Origin of the sequence: Rheinheimera sp. (assembly GCF_030690345.1) — a bacterium.
In the GTDB taxonomy this organism is placed as follows: domain Bacteria; phylum Pseudomonadota; class Gammaproteobacteria; order Enterobacterales; family Alteromonadaceae; genus Alishewanella.
In genome coordinates this window covers 521,753-541,697 of sequence record NZ_JAUYGV010000008.1, presented here as the reverse complement: position 1 = coordinate 541,697, position 19,945 = coordinate 521,753, and the positions used below count along the sequence as shown (strand labels likewise).

The 19,945-nt window shown below is 54.8% G+C and carries 11 protein-coding genes; 6 read left to right on the top strand and 5 right to left on the bottom strand.

Annotation, left to right across the window (positions count from 1 at the left end):
* Positions 1 to 174 precede the first annotated feature (174 nt).
* Positions 175 to 2,406, top strand: coding sequence for a S46 family peptidase (locus tag Q8O77_RS17400; RefSeq protein WP_305556285.1), 2,232 nt, complete (start codon positions 175 to 177; stop codon positions 2,404 to 2,406).
* Between the two features lie 66 nt (positions 2,407 to 2,472).
* On the opposite strand, the gene Q8O77_RS17395 is transcribed toward Q8O77_RS17400, so the two are convergent.
* On the bottom strand, positions 2,473 to 2,892 hold the full coding sequence (locus tag Q8O77_RS17395) for an Rrf2 family transcriptional regulator (RefSeq protein WP_305556282.1): 420 nt from the start codon (positions 2,890 to 2,892) through the stop codon (positions 2,473 to 2,475).
* 143 nt (positions 2,893 to 3,035) lie between these two features.
* Between Q8O77_RS17395 and Q8O77_RS17390 the strand changes: the two genes are divergently transcribed.
* Positions 3,036 to 3,935: an NAD(P)/FAD-dependent oxidoreductase gene (locus tag Q8O77_RS17390; protein ID WP_305556280.1), complete on the top strand. Its 900-nt coding sequence runs from the start codon at positions 3,036 to 3,038 to the stop codon at positions 3,933 to 3,935.
* Positions 3,936 to 3,938: 3 nt separating this feature from the next.
* On the opposite strand, the gene Q8O77_RS17385 is transcribed toward Q8O77_RS17390, so the two are convergent.
* Positions 3,939 to 4,538 (bottom strand): methylamine utilization protein, encoded by a 600-nt coding sequence (locus Q8O77_RS17385; protein WP_305556278.1) that lies wholly within the window; start codon positions 4,536 to 4,538, stop codon positions 3,939 to 3,941.
* A complete protein-coding gene (locus Q8O77_RS17380) occupies positions 4,528 to 5,391 on the bottom strand; it encodes a DUF4394 domain-containing protein (RefSeq protein ID WP_305556276.1) in 864 nt (287 codons plus the stop codon). Before Q8O77_RS17380 ends, Q8O77_RS17385 begins: the two co-directional genes overlap by 11 nt.
* Before the next feature lie 230 nt (positions 5,392 to 5,621).
* On the opposite strand from Q8O77_RS17380, the gene Q8O77_RS17375 reads away from it, so the two are divergent.
* Positions 5,622 to 7,244, top strand: coding sequence for a methyl-accepting chemotaxis protein (locus Q8O77_RS17375; RefSeq protein ID WP_305556274.1), 1,623 nt, complete (start codon positions 5,622 to 5,624; stop codon positions 7,242 to 7,244).
* Positions 7,245 to 7,324: 80 nt separating this feature from the next.
* Here Q8O77_RS17375 and Q8O77_RS17370 read toward each other — a convergent pair whose 3' ends face one another.
* A complete protein-coding gene (locus tag Q8O77_RS17370; RefSeq protein ID WP_305556272.1) occupies positions 7,325 to 9,706 on the bottom strand; it encodes a fatty acid cis/trans isomerase in 2,382 nt (793 codons plus the stop codon).
* A gap of 163 nt (positions 9,707 to 9,869) precedes the next feature.
* On the opposite strand from Q8O77_RS17370, the gene recC reads away from it, so the two are divergent.
* Genes recC through recD form a run of 3 tightly spaced genes read left to right on the top strand, consistent with a single transcriptional unit; the run spans position 9,870 to position 18,908 of the window.
* Positions 9,870 to 13,262: an exodeoxyribonuclease V subunit gamma gene (gene recC / locus Q8O77_RS17365; protein WP_305556270.1), complete on the top strand. Its 3,393-nt coding sequence runs from the start codon at positions 9,870 to 9,872 to the stop codon at positions 13,260 to 13,262.
* Positions 13,259 to 16,963 (top strand): exodeoxyribonuclease V subunit beta, encoded by a 3,705-nt coding sequence (gene recB, locus Q8O77_RS17360; RefSeq protein WP_305556267.1) that lies wholly within the window; start codon positions 13,259 to 13,261, stop codon positions 16,961 to 16,963. Before recC ends, recB begins: the two co-directional genes overlap by 4 nt.
* Complete coding sequence (gene recD / locus Q8O77_RS17355) at positions 16,953 to 18,908, top strand: exodeoxyribonuclease V subunit alpha (protein ID WP_305556265.1); 1,956 nt, start codon at positions 16,953 to 16,955, stop codon at positions 18,906 to 18,908. The genes recB and recD overlap by 11 nt, the downstream gene beginning before the upstream one ends.
* Here the strand turns inward: recD and Q8O77_RS17350 are convergent.
* The gene (locus tag Q8O77_RS17350; RefSeq protein ID WP_305556263.1) at positions 18,905 to 19,852 is read right to left on the bottom strand and encodes a PfkB family carbohydrate kinase; all 948 of its coding nucleotides are present in this window, start codon (positions 19,850 to 19,852) and stop codon (positions 18,905 to 18,907) included. The genes recD and Q8O77_RS17350 overlap by 4 nt on opposite strands.
* Positions 19,853 to 19,945 lie beyond the last annotated feature (93 nt).

The following is a 19,945-nucleotide window of genomic DNA, read 5'->3' as shown; positions in this document are numbered from 1 at the left end:
AGATTATCTGCAGCTTGCTGTCAGGTTAACGTAATTTATCCCGGCTGTCAGCGCCTTGCAGCCGCAGCTTAACGTGAATACAACGCACTGAGCCGATCACGGTTGCGCCAGCGCCGCTAACATGGATAATTTAGCCCGACTTAAAACGACAATAACATCTTCCACGGAATTACTATGAACGCAAAATTTCTGCTAACGGCAGCTGCGCTGGGGCTAAGCTTTGCCGCCGCTGCCGATGAAGGCCAGTGGCAGCCGCATCAGCTGGCGCAACTGCAAGCTGAACTCACGGCCAAAGGCATCGACATTCCGGGTAAACAACTGGCCGATTTAAGCCAGTATCCGATGAGTGCCATTGTCAGCCTTGGCTATTGCTCGGCGTCTTTTGTCTCGCCTAATGGCCTGGTGGTAACTAACCATCACTGTGGTTATAACGCCATTCAGAATAATTCGACCAAAGACAATAATCTGATTGAAAAAGGCTTTTTAGCCAAAACGATGCGCGAAGAGTTACCGGCCGGTGCCCAGGAACGGCTATATATCACTGAGTCGGTGACCGATGTTACCGCACAGGTATCCGGTGCACTGGCGGCTGATTTGACCGGTGCTGAACGGCATGAAGCGATTGAGGCGAACCGCAAAGCGCTGATTAAAAGCTGCGAGTCAGATGCTAACTACCGCTGTTCGGTAGTCAGTTTTCACCATGGCCTGGAGTATTTTCAGATCAAGCAGCTAATGCTGCAGGATGTGCGGCTGGTGTATGCACCAAGTGAAGCTATAGGTAATTTCGGCGGCGATATTGATAACTTTGAATATCCGCGCCATACCGGCGATTACACCTTTTTGCGCGGTTATGTCGGCAAAGACGGCAAGCCAGCGCCGTATGCGGTAGATAACGTGCCGTACCAAAGCAAGCATTACTTAAAAGTAAATGCCAATGGCGTACGGGCCGGTGACGGCATTTTGCTGGCCGGTTATCCGGGGCGCACCAGCCGGTACCGTTTAGCGGACGAAATAGCCTTTGCTGCCGATTGGCAATATCCGGCGCAGGTGAAAACCTATCAGCAGATCATCAATACTATTGACAGCTTAAGTGCCAAAGATGCGGATCTAAAAGTAAAATATGCCTCTACGGTAAAAAGCCTGAACAACCGGATGAAGAAACTGCAGGGCTTGCTGGACGGCTTTAAAGTGACCGATATTCACGCCATTAAACAGCAGCAAGAACAAGCATTGCGCGATTGGATTGGCAATGATGCCAGTCGCAGCCAATATCAGCAAAGTATTGCTGAGCTGGCGCAGGTAATTAGCGCAGAGCAGGCGTATAGCCAGCAAACTTATTATTTTGACAATGCTAAACGCAGCGCCATGTTGCAGGCGGCTATATTGCTGCACCGTTTGGCTATAGAGAACCAGAAGCCGGACGCACAGCGCGATATGGGCTATCAGCAACGCGATTTAAGCATGATTGAAAGCCGTTTAACACGGTTGGAAAAAAGCTTTCATCCCAGCATGGATTTAGCCATTTGGTCGGAGCAACTGGCAGAATACCTGGCCCAGCCTGACGCCGTGCGGGTAAGCGAGCTGGATGCTGCACTGGGTTTAACGCCGGGTATGAGCCTGGCGCAAATCAGCACGAAGCTGGCAGCGTTATACCCACAAAGCCAGCTGACCAACACTGCCGGCCGTAAAGCCTGGCTGGGTAAAACCCCGGCTGAATTTGCCCAAAGCGACGACCCTTTTATCAAAGTCGCAGTAGCGATTTATGCAAAAAATAAAGCGCTGGAGCTGGAAGAGAAAACCTTAAGTGGTCAGCTGTCGCAAGTACGTCCGGCTTATATGCAAGCGATTATTGCCTATAACACCAGCCAGGGCAAACCGGTTTACCCCGATGCCAACAGTACGCTGCGCATTACCTACGGCACGGTAGACGGTTACCCGGCGAAAGATGGCGTGTACAAAACGCCGTTTACCTCAGTAAAAGGTTTAATTGCCAAGCGACAAGATGCTTATCCGTTCAGCCTGCCGCAGTCGCTGGTGGATGCTTACAACAACGGCAATACCGACGGTTATTACTACGCCGATTTAGCCGCTAAACCACAGCAAAGCTGGCTGTGTCGTATTGCCGGTTGCCCGCAAGCTGAAGTGAAAGCCTTTAATTCGGTACCGGTAAACTTTTTATCCAGCGCTGATACCACCGGCGGTAACTCGGGTTCGGCAGTAATGAATGGCAAAGGTGAGCTGGTGGGGCTGAATTTTGATTCCACTTACGAGTCCATCACCAAAGACTGGTACTTTAACCCGGACATTACCCGCGCTATTCATGTCGATATCCGCTATGTGTTGTGGTTGATGCAGTATGTTGACGGTGCGCAGAACTTACTCGATGAAATGGAGATTGTGCGTTAAGGCACTTACGCCGCAATAACAGCTCAAAGCAAAATGTAACACGGCAGCCGCCCGGCTGCCGTTGTTTTACCCGGCCGGGATATAACCGGCGGCCAGCTTATCCAGCGTAACCTCACCAAAGCGCCGCAGTACCAGGGCTTCAGCTTCTTGTAATACATCGTCAATCGCCAGGTTTACCGCTTTTTCTATCGGGCAGTTATTGTGCTCGTCGGTTAAACCGATGGTAAATAAGGTGCTTTCGCTGAGTGAGCGGTGAATATCCAGCAAGGTGATCTTATGCAGTGGCTTGGCTAAGGTCCAGCCGCCGCCATGGCCTTTTACCGCGCTAACGTAGCCCTGTTCACGCAGCAACGCCATGGTACGGCGTACTACTACCGGGTTGGTATGCAGCATTAACGCCAGTTGCTCTGAAGTAACGGCGTGTTGCAACTGGTGCAGATGTACCAGCACGTGCAGCATGCGCGATAAACGGCTGTCTTTTCTCATTTTTTACTCTGTCGGCGCTGTAGTGGCAGCTATTCTAGCGCAATTTTAAGATACTTTTCATGTTACAAGAGTTGTTTTCGCTTTTTATGTAACTTATGATGTTTCGTAAGTTGCCTGTTTAACAGAAAAAGTGAGGTACTCAGATGATATGGGATGCAATAGTAGTGGGCGGCAGCTTTGCCGGCCTGTCTGCTGCAATGCAATTAGCGCGCGGCCAGCGCCAGGTGCTGCTGATTGATGCCGGTGAACCGCGTAACCGTTTTGCGGCGCAGTCGCATGGCTTTTTTGCTGCCGATGGCGCTGAGCCCGGCGAGCTGCGCGGCCGGGCCTGGCAACAGCTTATGGCGTACCCTACGGTGCAATTCCGCCAAAGCCGGGTGAGCAGTGCGCAAAAGCAGGATGATGGTTGTTTTTCTGTCCGTGATGAAACTGCGCAGCACTATCAAAGCAAGGCATTGATCCTCGCCACCGGGCTGACCGATACCTTGCCGGATGTACCGGGTTTGGCGCCGCGCTGGGGCAAGTCGGTAATTCATTGCCCGTATTGTCACGGTTATGAATTTCGTCAACAGCCGATAGCGGTAATTGCCACCGGCGGGGCGTCAGCGCATCAGGCGGCGATTTTGCCGGACTGGGGCCCGGTAACCTATTTCAGCCAGGGAGTGTTTATGCCGGATGCGGAGCAACTGGCGCTGTTACAACGGCGCGGCGTAACACTGGAGCATAGCGCGGTAACGGCGGTGGAAGGTGACGGTTTTGATATCAGCCATATGCTGCTGGCAGATGGCCGGCGTGTGCCGGCAAAGGTGGTGTATGTGGCGCCGAAAACCGCCTTTGGCCACACCCTGGCGCAACAACTGGGTTGTGAGCTGGAACAGGGGCCGCTGGGCGCTTACATTAAAACCGATGCTATGCAGCACAGCTCGGTCGCCGGCTTATTCGCCGCCGGTGATATGGCCAGCGCTATGCATAACGGTATGCTGGCGGCAGCTGCCGGAGTTAAAGCCGGTGCGGCGGCGCATCGTTTTCTGATGTTGGGTTAAAAGTTACTTAAGCTGTATCTGTTGCACGGCGTTAGTGGCGTTTATAGTAATTGGCAGCCTGGGTACGTCGGCGGCAGACAATAAGGTTTTATGCCATACCCGTAAGCTGTAGTCGCCCGGTGGTACGTCGTTTAACACCGCCAGGCCGTCGCTGTTACTGCGGCTGTAGTAGGGCGTGTCCAGCACGACCACCCAGGCAATCATATGGTCGTGAATATTACAGCCCAGCGCTGCTACGCCGCTTTGCTCAAACACTACCGGCTCGGTTGGCGTGCCGACATACAGCTTAATTTCAAACTGCTTGATGGCAGAAAACGAATACACATGGTGGCGCACGGTATCTTCATTGGGGAAAGTTACTGCTGTACCGCGCGGAATAACCAACACTTCCGGCATAAAGGTGGTGTTGCGCTGAATAATATTAGCGGTGGCGGCAGGGGTTACAGCGGCTGAAGCCGCAGCAGACTCAAGAAACACCACCGCATCCGTTACCGGCTTACCACTGCTGTGCTGCAGCTGCACTTGTAACTGTGCCGCCGGTGTCAGCGGCGGCAGCAGAAAGCAAGCCGCTGTCAGCAGGGCCCGCAACAGCTTAAGGCTCAATGGCGATACCTGCCAGCGCGCTGCCATCGGCCAATATGCCCAGTTTGCTGGTTTTGCCACTGGCTAAATCTATCTGGTACAAAGTACTGGCTGGTTCTGTGGCGGTGCTCACGGCGATAAGTCCGATATTTTTCAGATCAGAAATATCAAAGGAGACCTGTTGCAGTGCTGCCAACCCCAGACTACCTACAGTAAACAGTTGCCCTGTATTGGGTGATACCGCCTGGCTGCTGCCCTCTAGGGTGCCTTGGGTCAGTAAATTGCCACTGGCTTTGTCGATGGCGTAGTTAGTGGTGAGTTTACTGTCCTGCTGATTGTAAGTGTAAGCCGCTGCCGCGATAGCCGGCGTTTTGCCATAGTGCGCATCGCTTTTGGCATACTGTAATGTCGGGTCGGTTGATGCCAGCGCACCTGTTACCGGATGCAGGCGTAAGTTCTGGCCTTTGTCATTAACAACGCGAATGCGATCGGCAGCCGGATTAAAGTCAAAGCCAAACTGGCCCGGTTGCAAGGTGCCGGCCGGTAAAGCTGTACCTACTGCTGTCAGCTCACCGCTGCCGGTATTAACACTGTACAACTGGCCTTTATCTGATAACGCGAACAACACACCATAGGCTACGCGGTAATCAATACCTTGCAGGGTTTCACCCTCAGCCAGCCCGGTAAGGGCTTTTTGCTCCAGTATTTTAGCCGGTGCTGACGGGTTTACTTTGATTAACTGGTTGACCTGATTAAGCAGCCACAGCACTTCGTTACCTTTCAGTTGTGGCATGCCGGCGGCACTGAGGCCGCTTGACAGTAAAGCGCTAACCGCCACCAGGGTAGTGCTGTAAGTGAGTTTATTGATGTTCATTATTGGCTTCCTTTATCTGCTTATAGCTGGCGGCAACCTTGTCAGGTTACTGCCAAAGGGGGTAACTGCACCTAACTTGGTTTACGTTATAACAGCTGTGCAAGTTCAGTAAATATAAATATTCGCTAACCGGCAGCAGCAGCTTATATGCAGCCTGGCCTACTTTATCTATGCCATATCGCCGCCTATGCTTATAAAGCTTATATAAAAAACAACAGGATGACGCAGTTATGTTAAGAAAGCTTAAGATAGGTAAGCGGCTGGCGGCAGTTTTTACGTTAATGGTGTCACTCAGCATTATAGTGGGCGGGGTGGCAATGTACCGTTTCTCTGAAACGGAAGCTAATTTGCACAATATCGCCGACCGCCGCCTGCCGGCTTCGTTGTTGGTGGGAGATATGAACCGTGAGTTTTTGCTGATGCGCTTGTACACACTTAATGTACTGTACGCTCATTCGGCCGCAGACCGGCAACAGGCGCAGGCGACATTACAAAGCGCTATGCGCAAATACAGCGAGGCGGAAGCCAGTGCGGCGGCCTTTCACAAAACAGCAGCCGGCAGCGCTGTGTTTAACCAGGCTGTGACGGCTAAACAGCAATATGACCAGTTGCACCGGCAGTTGCTGGCCTTAATGGAGCAGGGCCAGACAGAGCAGGCAGAGCAATTTCGCCATCAGGGCATCAATGAAGTAGCGCGCAAAGTAACCGAAGCACTGACGGCGGTAGCTACCTACCAGCAAACAACGGCACACCAGCAAGCTGAAAGTGCCAAGCACAGCATCGAACTTGCGACCAGCAATATGATTGCCATAGTGGTGCTGGCAGTAGTGCTTGCGGTTGCACTGGGCTTGATGTTAAGCCGCAGTTTAGTGCGGCCAATGTCGGCGGCGGTAGTAATCAGCCAGAGAATTGCCGCGGGGGAGCTTAACCAAAGCTTTGCAGATGATGAGCCGGACGAAGCCGGTGAAATGATCCGCGCCATGGCGCAAATGCAGCAACAATTGCGCAAGACCGTACATGAAATTAATCACTCGTCATCGCAACTGGCGGCCACCTCTGAAGAGCTGAGCGCGGTAACTGAGCAATCCAGCCGTACTTTACATCAACAAAGTGAAGAGCTGGAGCAGGGCGCGACAGCGGTTACCGAGCTAACCACAGCCATAGAAGAAGTGGCGCGCAGTGCGGCGTCTACATCGCGTGATTCCGAAATAGCCAATGATAAAGCACGGCAGGGACAAGAGCGGGTCAACGACACTATCCATACCATTCAGGCGCTGGATGGCGAGCTGCAATCCTCGCGCCAGGGCATTGAAAAGCTTGCCGACAGGGTGAAAGATATCGGCTCTGTACTGGATGTTATCCGCGCCATTGCCGAGCAAACTAATTTGCTGGCGTTAAATGCTGCAATAGAAGCTGCACGGGCAGGCGACAGTGGCCGTGGCTTTGCGGTAGTGGCAGATGAAGTGCGCGCTTTGGCCCACCGGACGCAGGAGTCGACCAAAGAAATTGAGCGCATGATGCATGCCGTTCAGGCTGAAACCCATAACACGGTAGAGAGTATGAGCAGCTGCAGCGGTAAAGCAACTGAAACCCTGCAGATTGCGCAGCAGGCCGGCGAGGCACTGCAGTTGATTGCCGAGGCGATTAGCCAAATCAGTGATCAAAATCTGACCATTGCCAGTGCAGCAGAGCAACAGGCCACGGTGGCGCGCGAAGTAGACCGCAACCTGGTGAATATTCGCGATCTATCGGTGCAGACGTCAGCCGGCGCCAACGAAACCCAGGCATCCAGCGCCGAGTTGGCGCGTTTGGCGCAAAGCCTGAGCGAATTAATCAACCATTTTCGCGTGTAAAGCGGCGTGCTGCTACGGCAGCAATTAGCTTAAACCGCAGCCGGCGCCGGCCGGTTGCGGTTGTTTTACGTCAGGTGCGGTTACCTGTTCTCCAGCCGGTTATAGTCCAGCCAACCGCTGTCTATCGGGTGTTGGCGCATAAACTGCTGGTTAAGCTGATCGCTAAAAGCCCAGAAGTCGGCGGCAGTGCGCCTGACGCCAAAATCATCCAGCAGTGTTTTGTAATCCTGTTCACTGCTGATTTGCTCCGCCTGCGCCACCAGCTTGGCTAAATCGGCTTCTTTAACCCGCCAGAACGCATTGGGGTAACTGCCCAGCAGGCCGTACACTAAGGTCATATTATCCTGCGCCGGGTTGCGGTTGTGTTGTTCGGCAAACAGGCTGTTGACGTTGTAATGCGCACTGTTGCGAACCAGGGTAAACAGCTCTGGCGTGGCACCACTTTGCGGTTCGAGCATTATCATGGTTAATTCCGGCAGAATGGCTGCGCCGTGACCGCTGATTTTACCCAGCTGTGCCAGCAAGGCTTTGCTGTTGGCGGCCAACTTGCTGTTACTCAGTTGATAACGCTGCGGTTGTACGTCAGCCAGATGCTGTTGTAATAACTGATACAACTCTGCTTTAGGATTGCCGGTGCTGTAACTGATACCGCTGGGCTGATGGAAGGGATTAATATCACCTTCGATAAATTTAGTCAGCTCGGGGCCGGATTTTTGATACCAGGCATTAAATTCATGCCGGCGTGTATCCGGTGGTAACAAGGCCAGAAAGTTAGACTCGCCCTCCATGCGTAAAAAGTCCATATACAGCCGTGTCATTAACTGATGGCCATAATTACCGTATACGTCAAAACCGGCTACCAATAAGTAGTGAATACGTTCCAGCAGGGCGTAATCTATCACCCAGGCAGTTTTCGGTGCCTGGCCTTGCAGGCCTTTAACTACGGTAGCGTTATCAAAGTGGCGAAATACCGTCAGGCTGGCGTTGGGGTTGCTGCCATCTCCCCGCCAGATACTGTCTAATGTCAGGTGGCGGCCATCTTGTAATGCCGTATTAAGAAAGTCGTTGCGGGCGCGTAAATACTTGCCCTGGCGTTTGGCAAAAGCCACCCAGCCCAATGCCCCGGCAGTACTTTCTTTTTCCGCCGGCAAGCGCAAATTATCCTGTTGCGACAAATAAAACGCTTCAACTTCAGCTGCGCCGGCCATCTCCGGTTCGACAAAATACACCCAAAAATGATCGTTAATAACGTTTAGTGCCACCTGGCCGCGACATACCGGGCCTTTGATATAACCCATAATAGTGTTTTCGGCGCGCTCCAGCATAAAGCGGTAGCGCGCTGTGACCGGCAGTTGCACAAAGGCGGTAAGCGGGTTGGCGGCGACCTCCGGTTGATAGCCCGGCAAGGTGCTGACCTGATAATCCGCTTCAACAAACCATTGCTGCCATTTGGCCAGCAGATCAGCGTTAATGTCATAAGGTTGATGAGTTTTGTTTACGATGCTGGCTTGCACCGGTTGCAACCGGTAATACACCCGGCTTACGCCCGGGTCATCAAACGGCCGGCGGCTGGCGATAACCTCAAGCGGTGTGCCGGGCGGGGTTGTTGAGCGTACCAGATTATAAAACTGCGGGGTTTGTTGTTTTGCATGCAAGGCGCTGAAGTACAGATGAGAAGTAAACAAATGCTCATAAATATAGCGGGCACTGAGCTGCATCTTCAGGTTACCGGCATTCAGCCATTGCTCCAGTTTGGCTACTTCGGCCTGTTCGTTGCCCGGTAACGCCGGAGTATCCGGCATTGCCGCGCCTTGCTTTAACCAATCCAGTAATAAATTATGCTCTGCGCTACTTAAACCCGGCAGGCCGTAAGGCATGCCGGCATACGGCTGGCTTTGGGCGTAGTGGTCAAATTCTTCAATAGTCGGGCAGCTTTGGCTGCGATCGAGGCTGAAATCAAACGGCTTGGGCAGAATATCGCCCTGAGGCAGCGGATATTGCTGCTTTTGCAGCAAGGAGCGCGCCAGTACTGAGGCTTGAGTATTGGCTTGCGGGCTTTGTCGGCGCTCATTTAATACCGGAAAAAAGCCGCGCTCACGCCAGGCTGCGGTGCCAAAGGCGTCGGTAAACAGGCGGTTGGGAGTAGCGGCCAGCAGCCTTGCTCCATCGTAGACTTTTTCTTTGTGTGCGCCACGTTCAATGCCATCGGCGGAGGCCATATTCAGCTGGCAGGGCGAATCATAACAGGCGTGGCAGACCACGCAACGGGCGTCGATAACCGGTTTAATATGCTGGTTGTAATGATCGCTTAGCAGGTCGTCGCCGGCAGGTACTGCGCGGTTGCTTGCTGCGGCCTTGCCGTATTGTTTGTCTAAATCCAGGCTGGCCAGGGCGGCGCAACCGGCACAAACCAATATTAAAATAAATATCAGTGTTTTGCGTGGCTTGGCTGTTAAATCCATGTTTTCTCCGCAGTAGCTGTGCTGTCTTGCCAGCCTGATTGGCCAATACTAGTGCTATCTGGTACCGGATGCAAAATGGCTGTGCCACACCGGCCGGCTGCGCATTCTCAAACCCGGGCCGCTGTGCTAACCTGCCGGCATAGTATTTTGCCTGAGAAAGTCGATGCCAGAGCCCGGTTTTGTTGTGATCCACGCCAATCAGCTGGAAACGCTGCGCGAGCTGTTAGTACAGTGGCTTAGCAAACAGCCTGTGCCGGTGTTGGGCACAGAGCAAATTCTGGTGCAAAGTAACGGTATAGCGCAGTGGCTGAAGATGGCGCTGGCTGAAACCGCCAACGGCCACCCTGGTATTGCCGCCGGTTTAAAAGTCGAGTTGCCAAACCAGTTTGTCTGGCAACTGTACCGCGCTGTGCTGGGCGACAGCATTCCGACCAGCCTGCCGTACGACAAAATCAATTTAAGCTGGCGTCTGCTGGGCCTGCTGCCGCAGTTAACTGGGGCGGTGTATCAGCCGTTACAACGCTATTTACAAGACGACAGCGACGGCCGTAAAAGCTATCAGCTGGCGCTGCGGCTGGCCGATTTATTTGACCAGTATCAGGTGTACCGCGCCGACTGGCTGCAAAGCTGGCGCAGTGGCACAAACATGTTACCCAACAGCAAAAAACAGCAGGTGCCGGACGACCAATTGTGGCAACCGGCGCTGTGGCGTTTACTGCAAAGCCAGTTAGCCAGCGTGGTGGGTGAGCTGGCGTTTTCCAGCCGTGCCGATGTGCATACCATGGCGTTAACCGCGCTGCAGCAGGGTAAGCTGCAACGGCCTGATCTGCTGCCCGATCGCATAGTAGTATTTGGCGTGTCGTCACTGCCGCAGCAAACGGTAGAGCTGTTGGCGGCGCTCGGCGCGCAGCGCCAGGTGCTGCTAACCGTGCTTAACCCGTGCCGGCATTTCTGGGGCGATATTACCCACGCTAAAGATGAGATCCGCGCCGCACAACGGCGCCATGGCCGCAAACCGGGCTTACCGCCGGTGCTGGATACCGATGCATTGTATTTGCATGCGCCGGTGCTGCTGGCCAGTTTGGCTAAGCAGGGCCGTGATTATATCAGCCTGCTGGATGGCTTTGATCAAAGCGAACGTTATCAGCACTGGTTTAACGGCCGTATCGATTTATTCTCCGACCCGGTGAGCGATATCAGCCAACTACCATTACTGGCACAGCTGCAGCAGGATATTCTCGAGCTAAACCCGACGCCGCAGCCGGCGCGGCAATTAGTCGATGGCGACAGCAGCATCAGCTTTCATATCGCCCACAGCCGCCAGCGCGAGGTGGAGATTCTGCAGGACAACCTGATCGCCGCCTTTGCTGCCGACCCGGCGCTAAAACCGCGCGATGTGATTATTATGACGCCGGATATCAGCCTGTATCAAAGCCATGTGCATGCGGTGTTTGGCCGCCTGGCGCAGGACGATGTGCGTTTTTTGCCTTACACCTTGGCCGATCAGAGCCTGCGCGGCAGCCAGCCACTGATGCTGGCACTGGAATACCTGTTGGACTTACCCGGCCAGCGCTTTAGCTTAAGTGAAGTGTGCGATTTACTCGATGTACCGGCAATACAGCGCCGCTTTGGCATTAACAGCGAAGCACTGCCGCAGCTACGGCTGTGGCTGACCGAAGCCGGGGTGCGTTGGGGGCTGGATGCACAGCAGCGCGCCAGCCTGGAGTTGGCCGCGCCCGGTAACAGTTATAGCTGGATGTTTGCCATTGAGCGTATGCTGCTCGGTTTTGCCATTGGTGATGTGTCGCTATGGCAGGGCTGCGCGCCCTATGCCGAAGTGGCCGGACTGGCCGCTGCCGAACTTGGCCCGCTGCTGCAGTTTGTGCAGCAATTAAAACGCTGGCATCTGCTGCTGGCTGAGCACAGCGCGCGTGAGCTGGCAAACTGGCAGCAGTTACTGCTTAGCGATAACGGCCTGCTGCACAGCCTGTTTGATTTTAGCGACGAGCAAGACCAACTGATATACGCCCGCTTAAGCCAGGGCCTGGCGCAGCTAGTCAGCGCGGCGCACAGCGGCGACTTTAACGGCGAAGTGCAATTGGCGGTGCTGCGTGATGCCTGGCTGGAGCAAGCCGGCGCCAGTGGTTTAAGCCAGCGCTTTCTGGCCGGCAGCTTAACCTTTTCTACCTTAATGCCGATGCGGGCTATTCCGTTTAAACGCATTTATTTGCTCGGCCTGAACGACGGTGACTACCCGCGCTCACGCATGCGCGATGACTTTGACTTAATGGCCGGCGACTACCGCCCGGGCGATCGTTCGCGCCGTGACGATGACCGCTACCTGTTTTTAGAAGCGCTGCTAAGCGCGCGCGAGGCCTTGTATTTAAGCTGGGTTGGCCGCGATATCCGCAATAACAGCGAGCTTCCACCCAGCGTACTGTTAAACCAGCTACTGGATCTGCTCGATAGTGGCTGGCAGCATGCTGAGGGCAAAAAGCCTTCAAAGGCTTTGTGTCACAGCTACCCGTTGCAGCCTTTCTCGCGGCTGTATTTTAACGGCGATTATGCTACTTATGCCCATGAATGGCAGGCTGCACATGAGGCCATGCCGGCAATAGTTGCCAACAGCAGCGTGCAGCCGGAGCTGCCATTACTGACCTTACGCCTGCTGGATGATTTTCTCGCTAACCCGTGCCGGCACTATTTACAGCAGCGTTTTAAAACCCGGTTTTACCAAAGCGAACCGGCCAGCGAGGATGCCGAACCCTTTGTGTTAAATGCGCTGGAGCTGTATCAGTTAAAACAGCAGTTGCTTGAGCAGCTGCTGGCTGAACCGCAGCTGGATGTTGATGCTGCTATGGCGCAGTTGGCGCGTGAAGCCAAACTGCCACTGGCATTGTTTGGCAGCTTAACCGGCGCGCAGATTGGCCGCGAAGCCAACGTAGTGTTTGCCCGTTACCGCGCCACCGGTATCGACTGGCAGCGCCGCGCTACGCCGCTGCTGCTTGAGCTGAACCCGGCCGGTATAGTGCTGCGTGACAGCCTGACAAATGTCTACCAAAGCCCGGCCGGCCAACTGGCACTGCTGCAGCTTAGGCCCACTGCCATTCGCAATAAAGGTGAGCTGCGCTGGCATACACTGCGCAGTGCCTGGCTGCAGCAACTGGCCGCCAATGCCGGTGGCGAAGTGCTGAGCACTTATCAATACGGCCTGGATGATGCGGTGCAGTTATTGCCGCAGCAGCAAAGCATTGCCGCTGCGCAGTTAGACGCCTTAGTACAGTATTGGCAGCAGGGCCTTACGCAGCCGCTGCCGCTGCTGCCGAAAACGGCACTGTGCTTTGTGCAGACGCAGGATGAAGCCAAATGCCGCGAGTTGTTTGAAGGCGGCTATAACTTTGCCGGCGAGGTAGAAAGCGCGCCGGAGCTGCAGCGTTATTACCCCGATTTTGCCAGTTTACTGCAGGCCGGTTTTGCCGATTGGGCGCAAAAGTTGTATGGCCCGCTGCTGCAAACACCGTTGGCAGAAAGTAGCAGCAAGGAGGCTGACGCATGAGCGATGTACAAGCCTTAGACGCGCTAAGCTTCCCGCTGCATGGCAGCCGGTTAATTGAAGCCAGCGCCGGTACCGGTAAAACCTATACGTTGGCGGCGCTGTATTTACGTTTGGTGTTGGGCCATGGTGCTGCGCCAGCCGGCGAGAGTGCTGATTCAGGCGCAGGCTTTAGCCGGCCGTTATTACCACCGGAAATCTTAGTGGTAACCTTTACCCGCGCTGCCACCGCCGAGCTTAGAGATCGTATCCGTGCCCGGCTGGTTGAAGCGGCAACGGCGTTTCGTTTGGGTAGCACAGAGGATGAATTTTTACGCCGCTTACTGGCTGATACGCCATCAGAGCAATTTGCTGCTTGCGCTGCCCGGTTAAGCAGCGCAGCCGAATGGATGGACGAAGCGGCAATTTTTACCATTCATGGCTGGTGTCAGCGTATGTTGGCCGAGCACGCCTTTGACTCCGGCATGCGCTTTGGTGAAGCGCTGAGCGATGATAATCAGCAGCTGTTGCATATGCTGGCCTGTGATTACTGGCGCCGCTTTTTATATCCGCTGGCTGATGCTAACGTGCTACAAGCGCTGGGTGCTATTGCCAAAACACCGGAAACCCTGCTTAGCGAAGTGCGGCCCTGGCTGCAGGCCGATGCAGTAAACCTGCGCTTTAATGCCGCCGGTGCGCCCTTGCCACAACCGTTAAGCCCGGCAGCAGCGGCTGCGCCCTTGCTGCAATGGCAAACTGAGCTCGATAGCCACTGCCGGCAGCTGCAGCAGGCGTTGACGGCCGATGCCTTGACGTTGCTGGACGATGCCTACGCCAACGGCTGGTTAAACGGCACTAAATACCGTGCCGCCAGCTGGAGCGCCGAACGGCAATGGTGGCAAAGCATCCTGGCACAGCCGCAGCTGCTGGATAGCCGCGAGGCCGATTTTGCTGCTATGGTGCAAAAATTCAGCGGCGAAAAACTGGCAGCGGCACAAAAGAAAGGCCAGCCGCTGGTCAGCCATGCGTTATTTGAGTTATTTAACCAAAGCGCGGCGCTTCTGGCGGCCAAGCCGGAGCTGGCTCTGGCGGTGCGCCACCATGCGGCGCTGTGGTTAGCCGATGAGTTTGCCAAACAGAAACGCCAACGCGCAGAGCTGGATTTCAACGATTTATTGTTGCAGCTGCATCAGGCGCTGCAGGGCGACGGTGGTGCGGTATTGGCTGAGCGCATTCGTGCCCAGTATCCACTGGCGATGGTCGATGAATTTCAGGATACCGATCCGCTGCAGTTTGCTATTTTCCGCGCCATTTACCCCGATGTGCAAAGCCGCGATACCGGCCTGATCATGGTCGGCGATCCCAAACAAGCAATTTACAGCTTTCGCGGCGCCGACTTACACACTTACCTGAGCGCCCGCAGTTTAACCGTGGGCCGCCATTACAGCCTGGGCACTAACTTCCGTTCTACCTCGGCGTTGGTTGACGGCGTAAACCAGCTATTTGCCCGGGCGGAGCAACAACAGGGCGCCTTTGGTTTTGGCAACAGCGAGACTACGCCGCTGCCGTTTTTGCCGGTTAAGGCTAAGGGTAAAGCGCAGCAGTTAGTGCTGGCCGACACTGTGCTGCCTGCAGTGAATTACTATTTACCGGACACCGATGCCGCACAGCTGAAAAAAGGCGCTTATCAGGCACTGATGGCACAGGCCTGTGCTGATGAAATTGCCAATTTACTGCAGCAAGCCAAAGCCGGTAAGGCAGGTTTTAGCAGCGCCGATAGCTTTGGCAGTGATCAGAGCTTTAGCGCGTTGCAGCCGGCTGATATAGCCATTTTAGTGCGTGATAAAAATGAAGCGGCGCTGGTAAGGCGCGAGTTGGCTGCGCGCAATGTGCGCTCGGTGTATTTATCCGACAACGAATCGATTTTTCAAACTGTCGAGGCCAGCGCCGTATTGTGCTGGCTGCGGGCCTGCCAGCAGCCGGAAGATGAAAACCTGCTGCGCATGGCGCTGGCACTGCCGTTATCCGGCAACAGCGATGCGCAGTTACAGCTGTGGCTGAATGATGAACAGGCCTGGGAGCAACTGACCGAACAAGTACGCGGGTTTCGCCAGATCTGGCGCGTTAAAGGCGTATTGGCGATGCTAAGCAGCTGGCTGCATTACTTTGCCCTGCCGGCGAAATGGCTGGCGCAACCCCACGGCGAGCGGCGCTTAACCAATGTGCTGCATTTAGCGGAGCTGCTGCAAAGCGAAAGCCAGCAACGCGACGGCGAAAGCGGCTTGGTACGCTGGCTGGCCGAACAGCTGGAGAGCCCGACCAGCAGCGATGAGCAGCAACTGCGGCTGGAGAGTGATCAACAGCTGGTGCAGGTGGTGACTATTCATAAAAGTAAGGGCCTGCAATATAACCTGGTGTTTTTGCCCTTTATCTGTGGCTTTAAAAATGTCAAAAAAGGCCAGCCGCAGCGCTATTTTAACGGCACACAAATGGTACTGGATCTAACCCCGGATGACGCGGCATTGCAGCAGGCCGAACGTGAACGGCTGTTGGAAGATATCCGCTTATTGTATGTGGCGCTAACGCGGCCGGTATATGCCTGCTGGTTGGGGCTTGCGCTGTTTAGCGAAGGTGCGGCGAAAAAGAGTAAGCTGTCGCAAAGTGCTGTCGGTTATCTGCTTGGCGTGGCCGACGAGCCGACGCTGGCAGACTTACAGCAGACGCTGGCAGCATTGCCGTGGCAGCGTCAACCCTTGTCGGTTTTCTCGGCATTTACGCCGGCAGCGCAGCTCACGCAGTTAACGGCGGCCCTTACGCTTAACGCGCCGTTAAAGCGTGAGCATTGGTGGATAGCCAGCTATTCGGCACTGCGCAGCGGTAATAAGCCGGCAGCTGAGACGACAGCAGTATTGGCTGCTGATACCGCGCTGGATGCCTTGTTGCAGGAAGAAGCCGTCGAGCTGGCCGCCTACAGCGAGCAGCAGCTATCAATACACGATTTTCCGCGCGGTGCTGTGCCCGGCACCTTTTTACACCAATTACTGGAAGATGCGCAGCAACAGGGCTTTGCCCATTGTGATGATGCCTTTATTGCTGAGTTGCTGCAGCGCAGCTTAAGCCAGCATAACTGGTTAAGTTGGAAACCGGTGCTGCATAGCTGGCTGACACAGATGCTGCAGACGCCGTTGTCCGGCGTGCAACTGGCGTTGAGGCAATTAACCCGGGTAAAAGCCGAGCTGGAGTTCTGGCTAGAAAGCTGTGCCGTCAACGTACTGCAGCTTGATGCGTTGATAACCGGCGCCATACTGCCCGGCTTGCCACGGCCGGCATTGCTGCCCGATACGCTAAACGGCATGTTAAAAGGCTTTATCGACTTAACGCTGCAAGGGAGTGATGGCCGCTATTGGGTGCTGGATTATAAGTCGAACTGGCTGGGCGAGCAGAGCAGCAGCTATAACGAGGACAGCATGCAACAGGTGCTGTTGGACAAGCGCTACGATGTGCAGGCGGCGCTGTATATGTTGGCGCTGCACCGGTTGTTAAAACTGCGCCAACCCGGCTATCTGCAGGCGCCGCAAAAGTTTATTGGTGGCGCACTGTACTGGTTTATCCGCGCGCCAGAGCAGGGCCAGTTTACGCTGAATGCGGATCTGACATTACTGACTGAACTGGACGCCTTATTTGCCGGCGAGCCGGTAGCGCCGGAGACTGATTATGCAGTTTGATTTATTTGCTCAGCAAAACAGCGGGCAACAGCCGACGACATCCAACAGCGCCCTGACAGATTTAGGCCAGATGCAGGCGCTGCTGCAGCGCTGGACTGAGCGGCGCTGGCTGCGGGCCTTAGATGCGCAGTTACCGCAAACCCTGCATCAGCTTGCCGCCGAGCCTAATCCTTTGGTTTGGCTGCTTACGGCTTTATTGTGTCATCAGTATGGCCGTGGCCACAGTTGTATTTTATTGCAGGATTTACTTAACGACCCGGACGGCCTGCTGAGTTTGCCGCCGCAAAACCAGTTTTTACAACGCTTTAGTGACCGGCCCTCCGCCATGTTGCAGAGCTTAACGCTGCAGGATTATCGCGCTGCACTGGCGCAAAGCGCCTGGCTGCAAGGGGAAGCCGGCGCGCCGCTGGTATTGGCCGACGAGCGCTTGTATTTAAACCGGCTGTATCAGGCCGAGCAACAGGTAAAGCAGCAGATAAACCAGCGGGTTGGCACGGTGCTGCCGTTGGCGGCGGATGTTAACACGCAGTTGGATGAGTTATTCCCGCCAACCTCACCAACAGCGCCAACTGAGCCGGACTGGCAAAAACTGGCCTGCGCTATGGCGCTGCAGCGGCGCTTTGCCATTATTACCGGCGGCCCGGGCACTGGCAAAACTACCACAGTAGTAAAACTGCTGGCGCTGTTGCAACAGGGGGCGGCGCTTAATCAACAGCGTGAGCTGAATATTAAACTGGCTGCGCCAACCGGTAAGGCGGCGGTGCGGCTAACTGAATCGATTAGCGGCGCGTTAAGCAGATTACCGGCAGAGCTGACAGTGGCAATACCTACTGAAGTTACCACCTTGCACCGTTTGCTCGGCGCGCTGCCAAACCGGCGCAGCTTTAAGCATAACCAGCAAAACCAACTGCAACTGGATGTGCTGGTGGTCGATGAAGCCTCGATGGTCGATTTGGAAATGATGGCGGCGTTGTTAGCCGCGCTGCCGCAGCACGCGCAACTGGTGCTGCTGGGCGATAAAGACCAATTATCCTCAGTAGAAGCCGGCTCGGTACTGGGCGATTTATGCCGTGGTGCGGATGTTGGCGGCTATAGCAGCGATACCCTGGCGCTGCTTACGCCCTTTACAGAAGTGCCATTGGCTGATTGGCAAGGTGAAGGCACCGTGTTAAATCAGGCCACCGTCATGCTGCGCCGCAGCCATCGTTTTGACAGCAAATCCGGCATTGGCCAGCTGGCTGCCGCAGTCAATCGCGGTGATATTCAGGCCCCTGCGCTATTTACACAGTTTGACGATATCAGGCTATTAGCCGGTAATACGCCTGAGGCATTAAAAGCCACCGTAGTGGCCGGCTACCGCCAATATTTGCAGTTGATGCAACAAAGTGCAGACAATTCACAGAGCGGGCGCGAACAATGGGCCGGCGCTGTGCTGGGCTGCTACAGCCGCTTTCAGCTGTTATGCGCGCTGCGTAGCGGTGATTGGGGTGTGGAAGGGCTAAACCAGCAGATCGCTGCCTGGCTCAGTAGTGCCGGCTTAATTGACGCGCGCCAGCACTGGTACGCCGGCCGGCCGGTAATGATGCAGCGCAATAACTACAGCTTAGGTTTAATGAACGGTGATATCGGCATTACGCTGCAAGACCCGCAGAGCGGCCAGTTACGGGTAGTGTTTCAACTCTCTGATGGCAGCTTAAAGTGGGTATTGCCGAGTCGTTTAAGCGAAGTAGAAACCGCCTTTGCCATCACGGTGCATAAGTCGCAGGGCTCGGAGTTTAATCACTGCTGTTTAGTGCTGCCTGCGGATAACAGCCCGTTGCTTAGCCGCGAGCTGCTGTACACCGGCATTACCCGTGCTAAACAGCAATTTACCCTGCTTTGCGCCAACCCGGCGTTATTACAGCAAGCCATAGCAAAGCGCGTAGCACGCAGCAGTGGGCTTTAATCTTTAGCGGTTTGTAACTGCAATAACGCTGCTGTAAGTTCAGCGCTATTGGGTGGGTTACAGCCCTGGCGGGCGATATTTAAACTGGCGGCTAACATGGCTTGCTGCAGACACTGCGTTAGTTGTGCGGCGCTTATTTGTGCTGCGGTCGGCAAGCCCAGCTGTAACAAAGCAGCCAGTAAATTGGCCCAGAAGGTGTCGCCGGCGCCCACGGTATCGACAAAGGGTGTGGCCGGAATTACTGCCAGACTGATTTGGTGCTGCTGCCAGTGCAGGGTTGCGCCTTTATCGCCTTCAGTCAGCGCTACTAAGGCCGTGGGCGCAGTGGCCCGCAGGGCGGCAAGGGCATCGGTGGTGCTAAGCTGCGGATATAACAACTGTAAGTCTTCATCACTGGCTTTAATAAACTGGCTTAGCGCGGTAACTTCAGGCAAAAAGGCGCGGTAGGCTGTAACGTCTGATACAGCATTTAGCCGCACATTAATATCAACACTGATGAAAATCTGCCTGGCCGCAGCTGCCTGCAATACTGCGCGGATACGCGGCGCGTCTTGTGGCTCCAGCGCCAGCGAACCCAGGTGCAACAGTTTGCAGTTGCCGGGTAAGGCGGCAATTTGCTGCTCTGCGCTGACAGCGCGGTCGGCAATGCCGCTGCGGTATAAGCTGTACTGTGGTTGCTGCTGTGCATCCACACTGACCATGGCCAGCGATGATGGCGCCGGGCTGAAAAATGGCAAGCCATAGCAGGCGCCGTTGTCGGCCAGATAGCGGGCAAACTGTTGGCCAAAATGGTCTTGTGATAGTGGCGACAAATAGCTCACGGCTATATGTTGTCGCGCCGCACCAATAGCAACATTAAACGGCGAGCCACCCAGGCAGGGGCGATACAGACCATCCGTGCCGGGTAGCATATCAACCACATTCTCTCCAATAACTGCAAGCATGCTGGCTTCCTTTAATGTTACATTGTTAAATAAGGCAAAAAACGCTCGCCGACAATGGCAAAAGCATATAACTTAATTGATTAAGAAGATAGT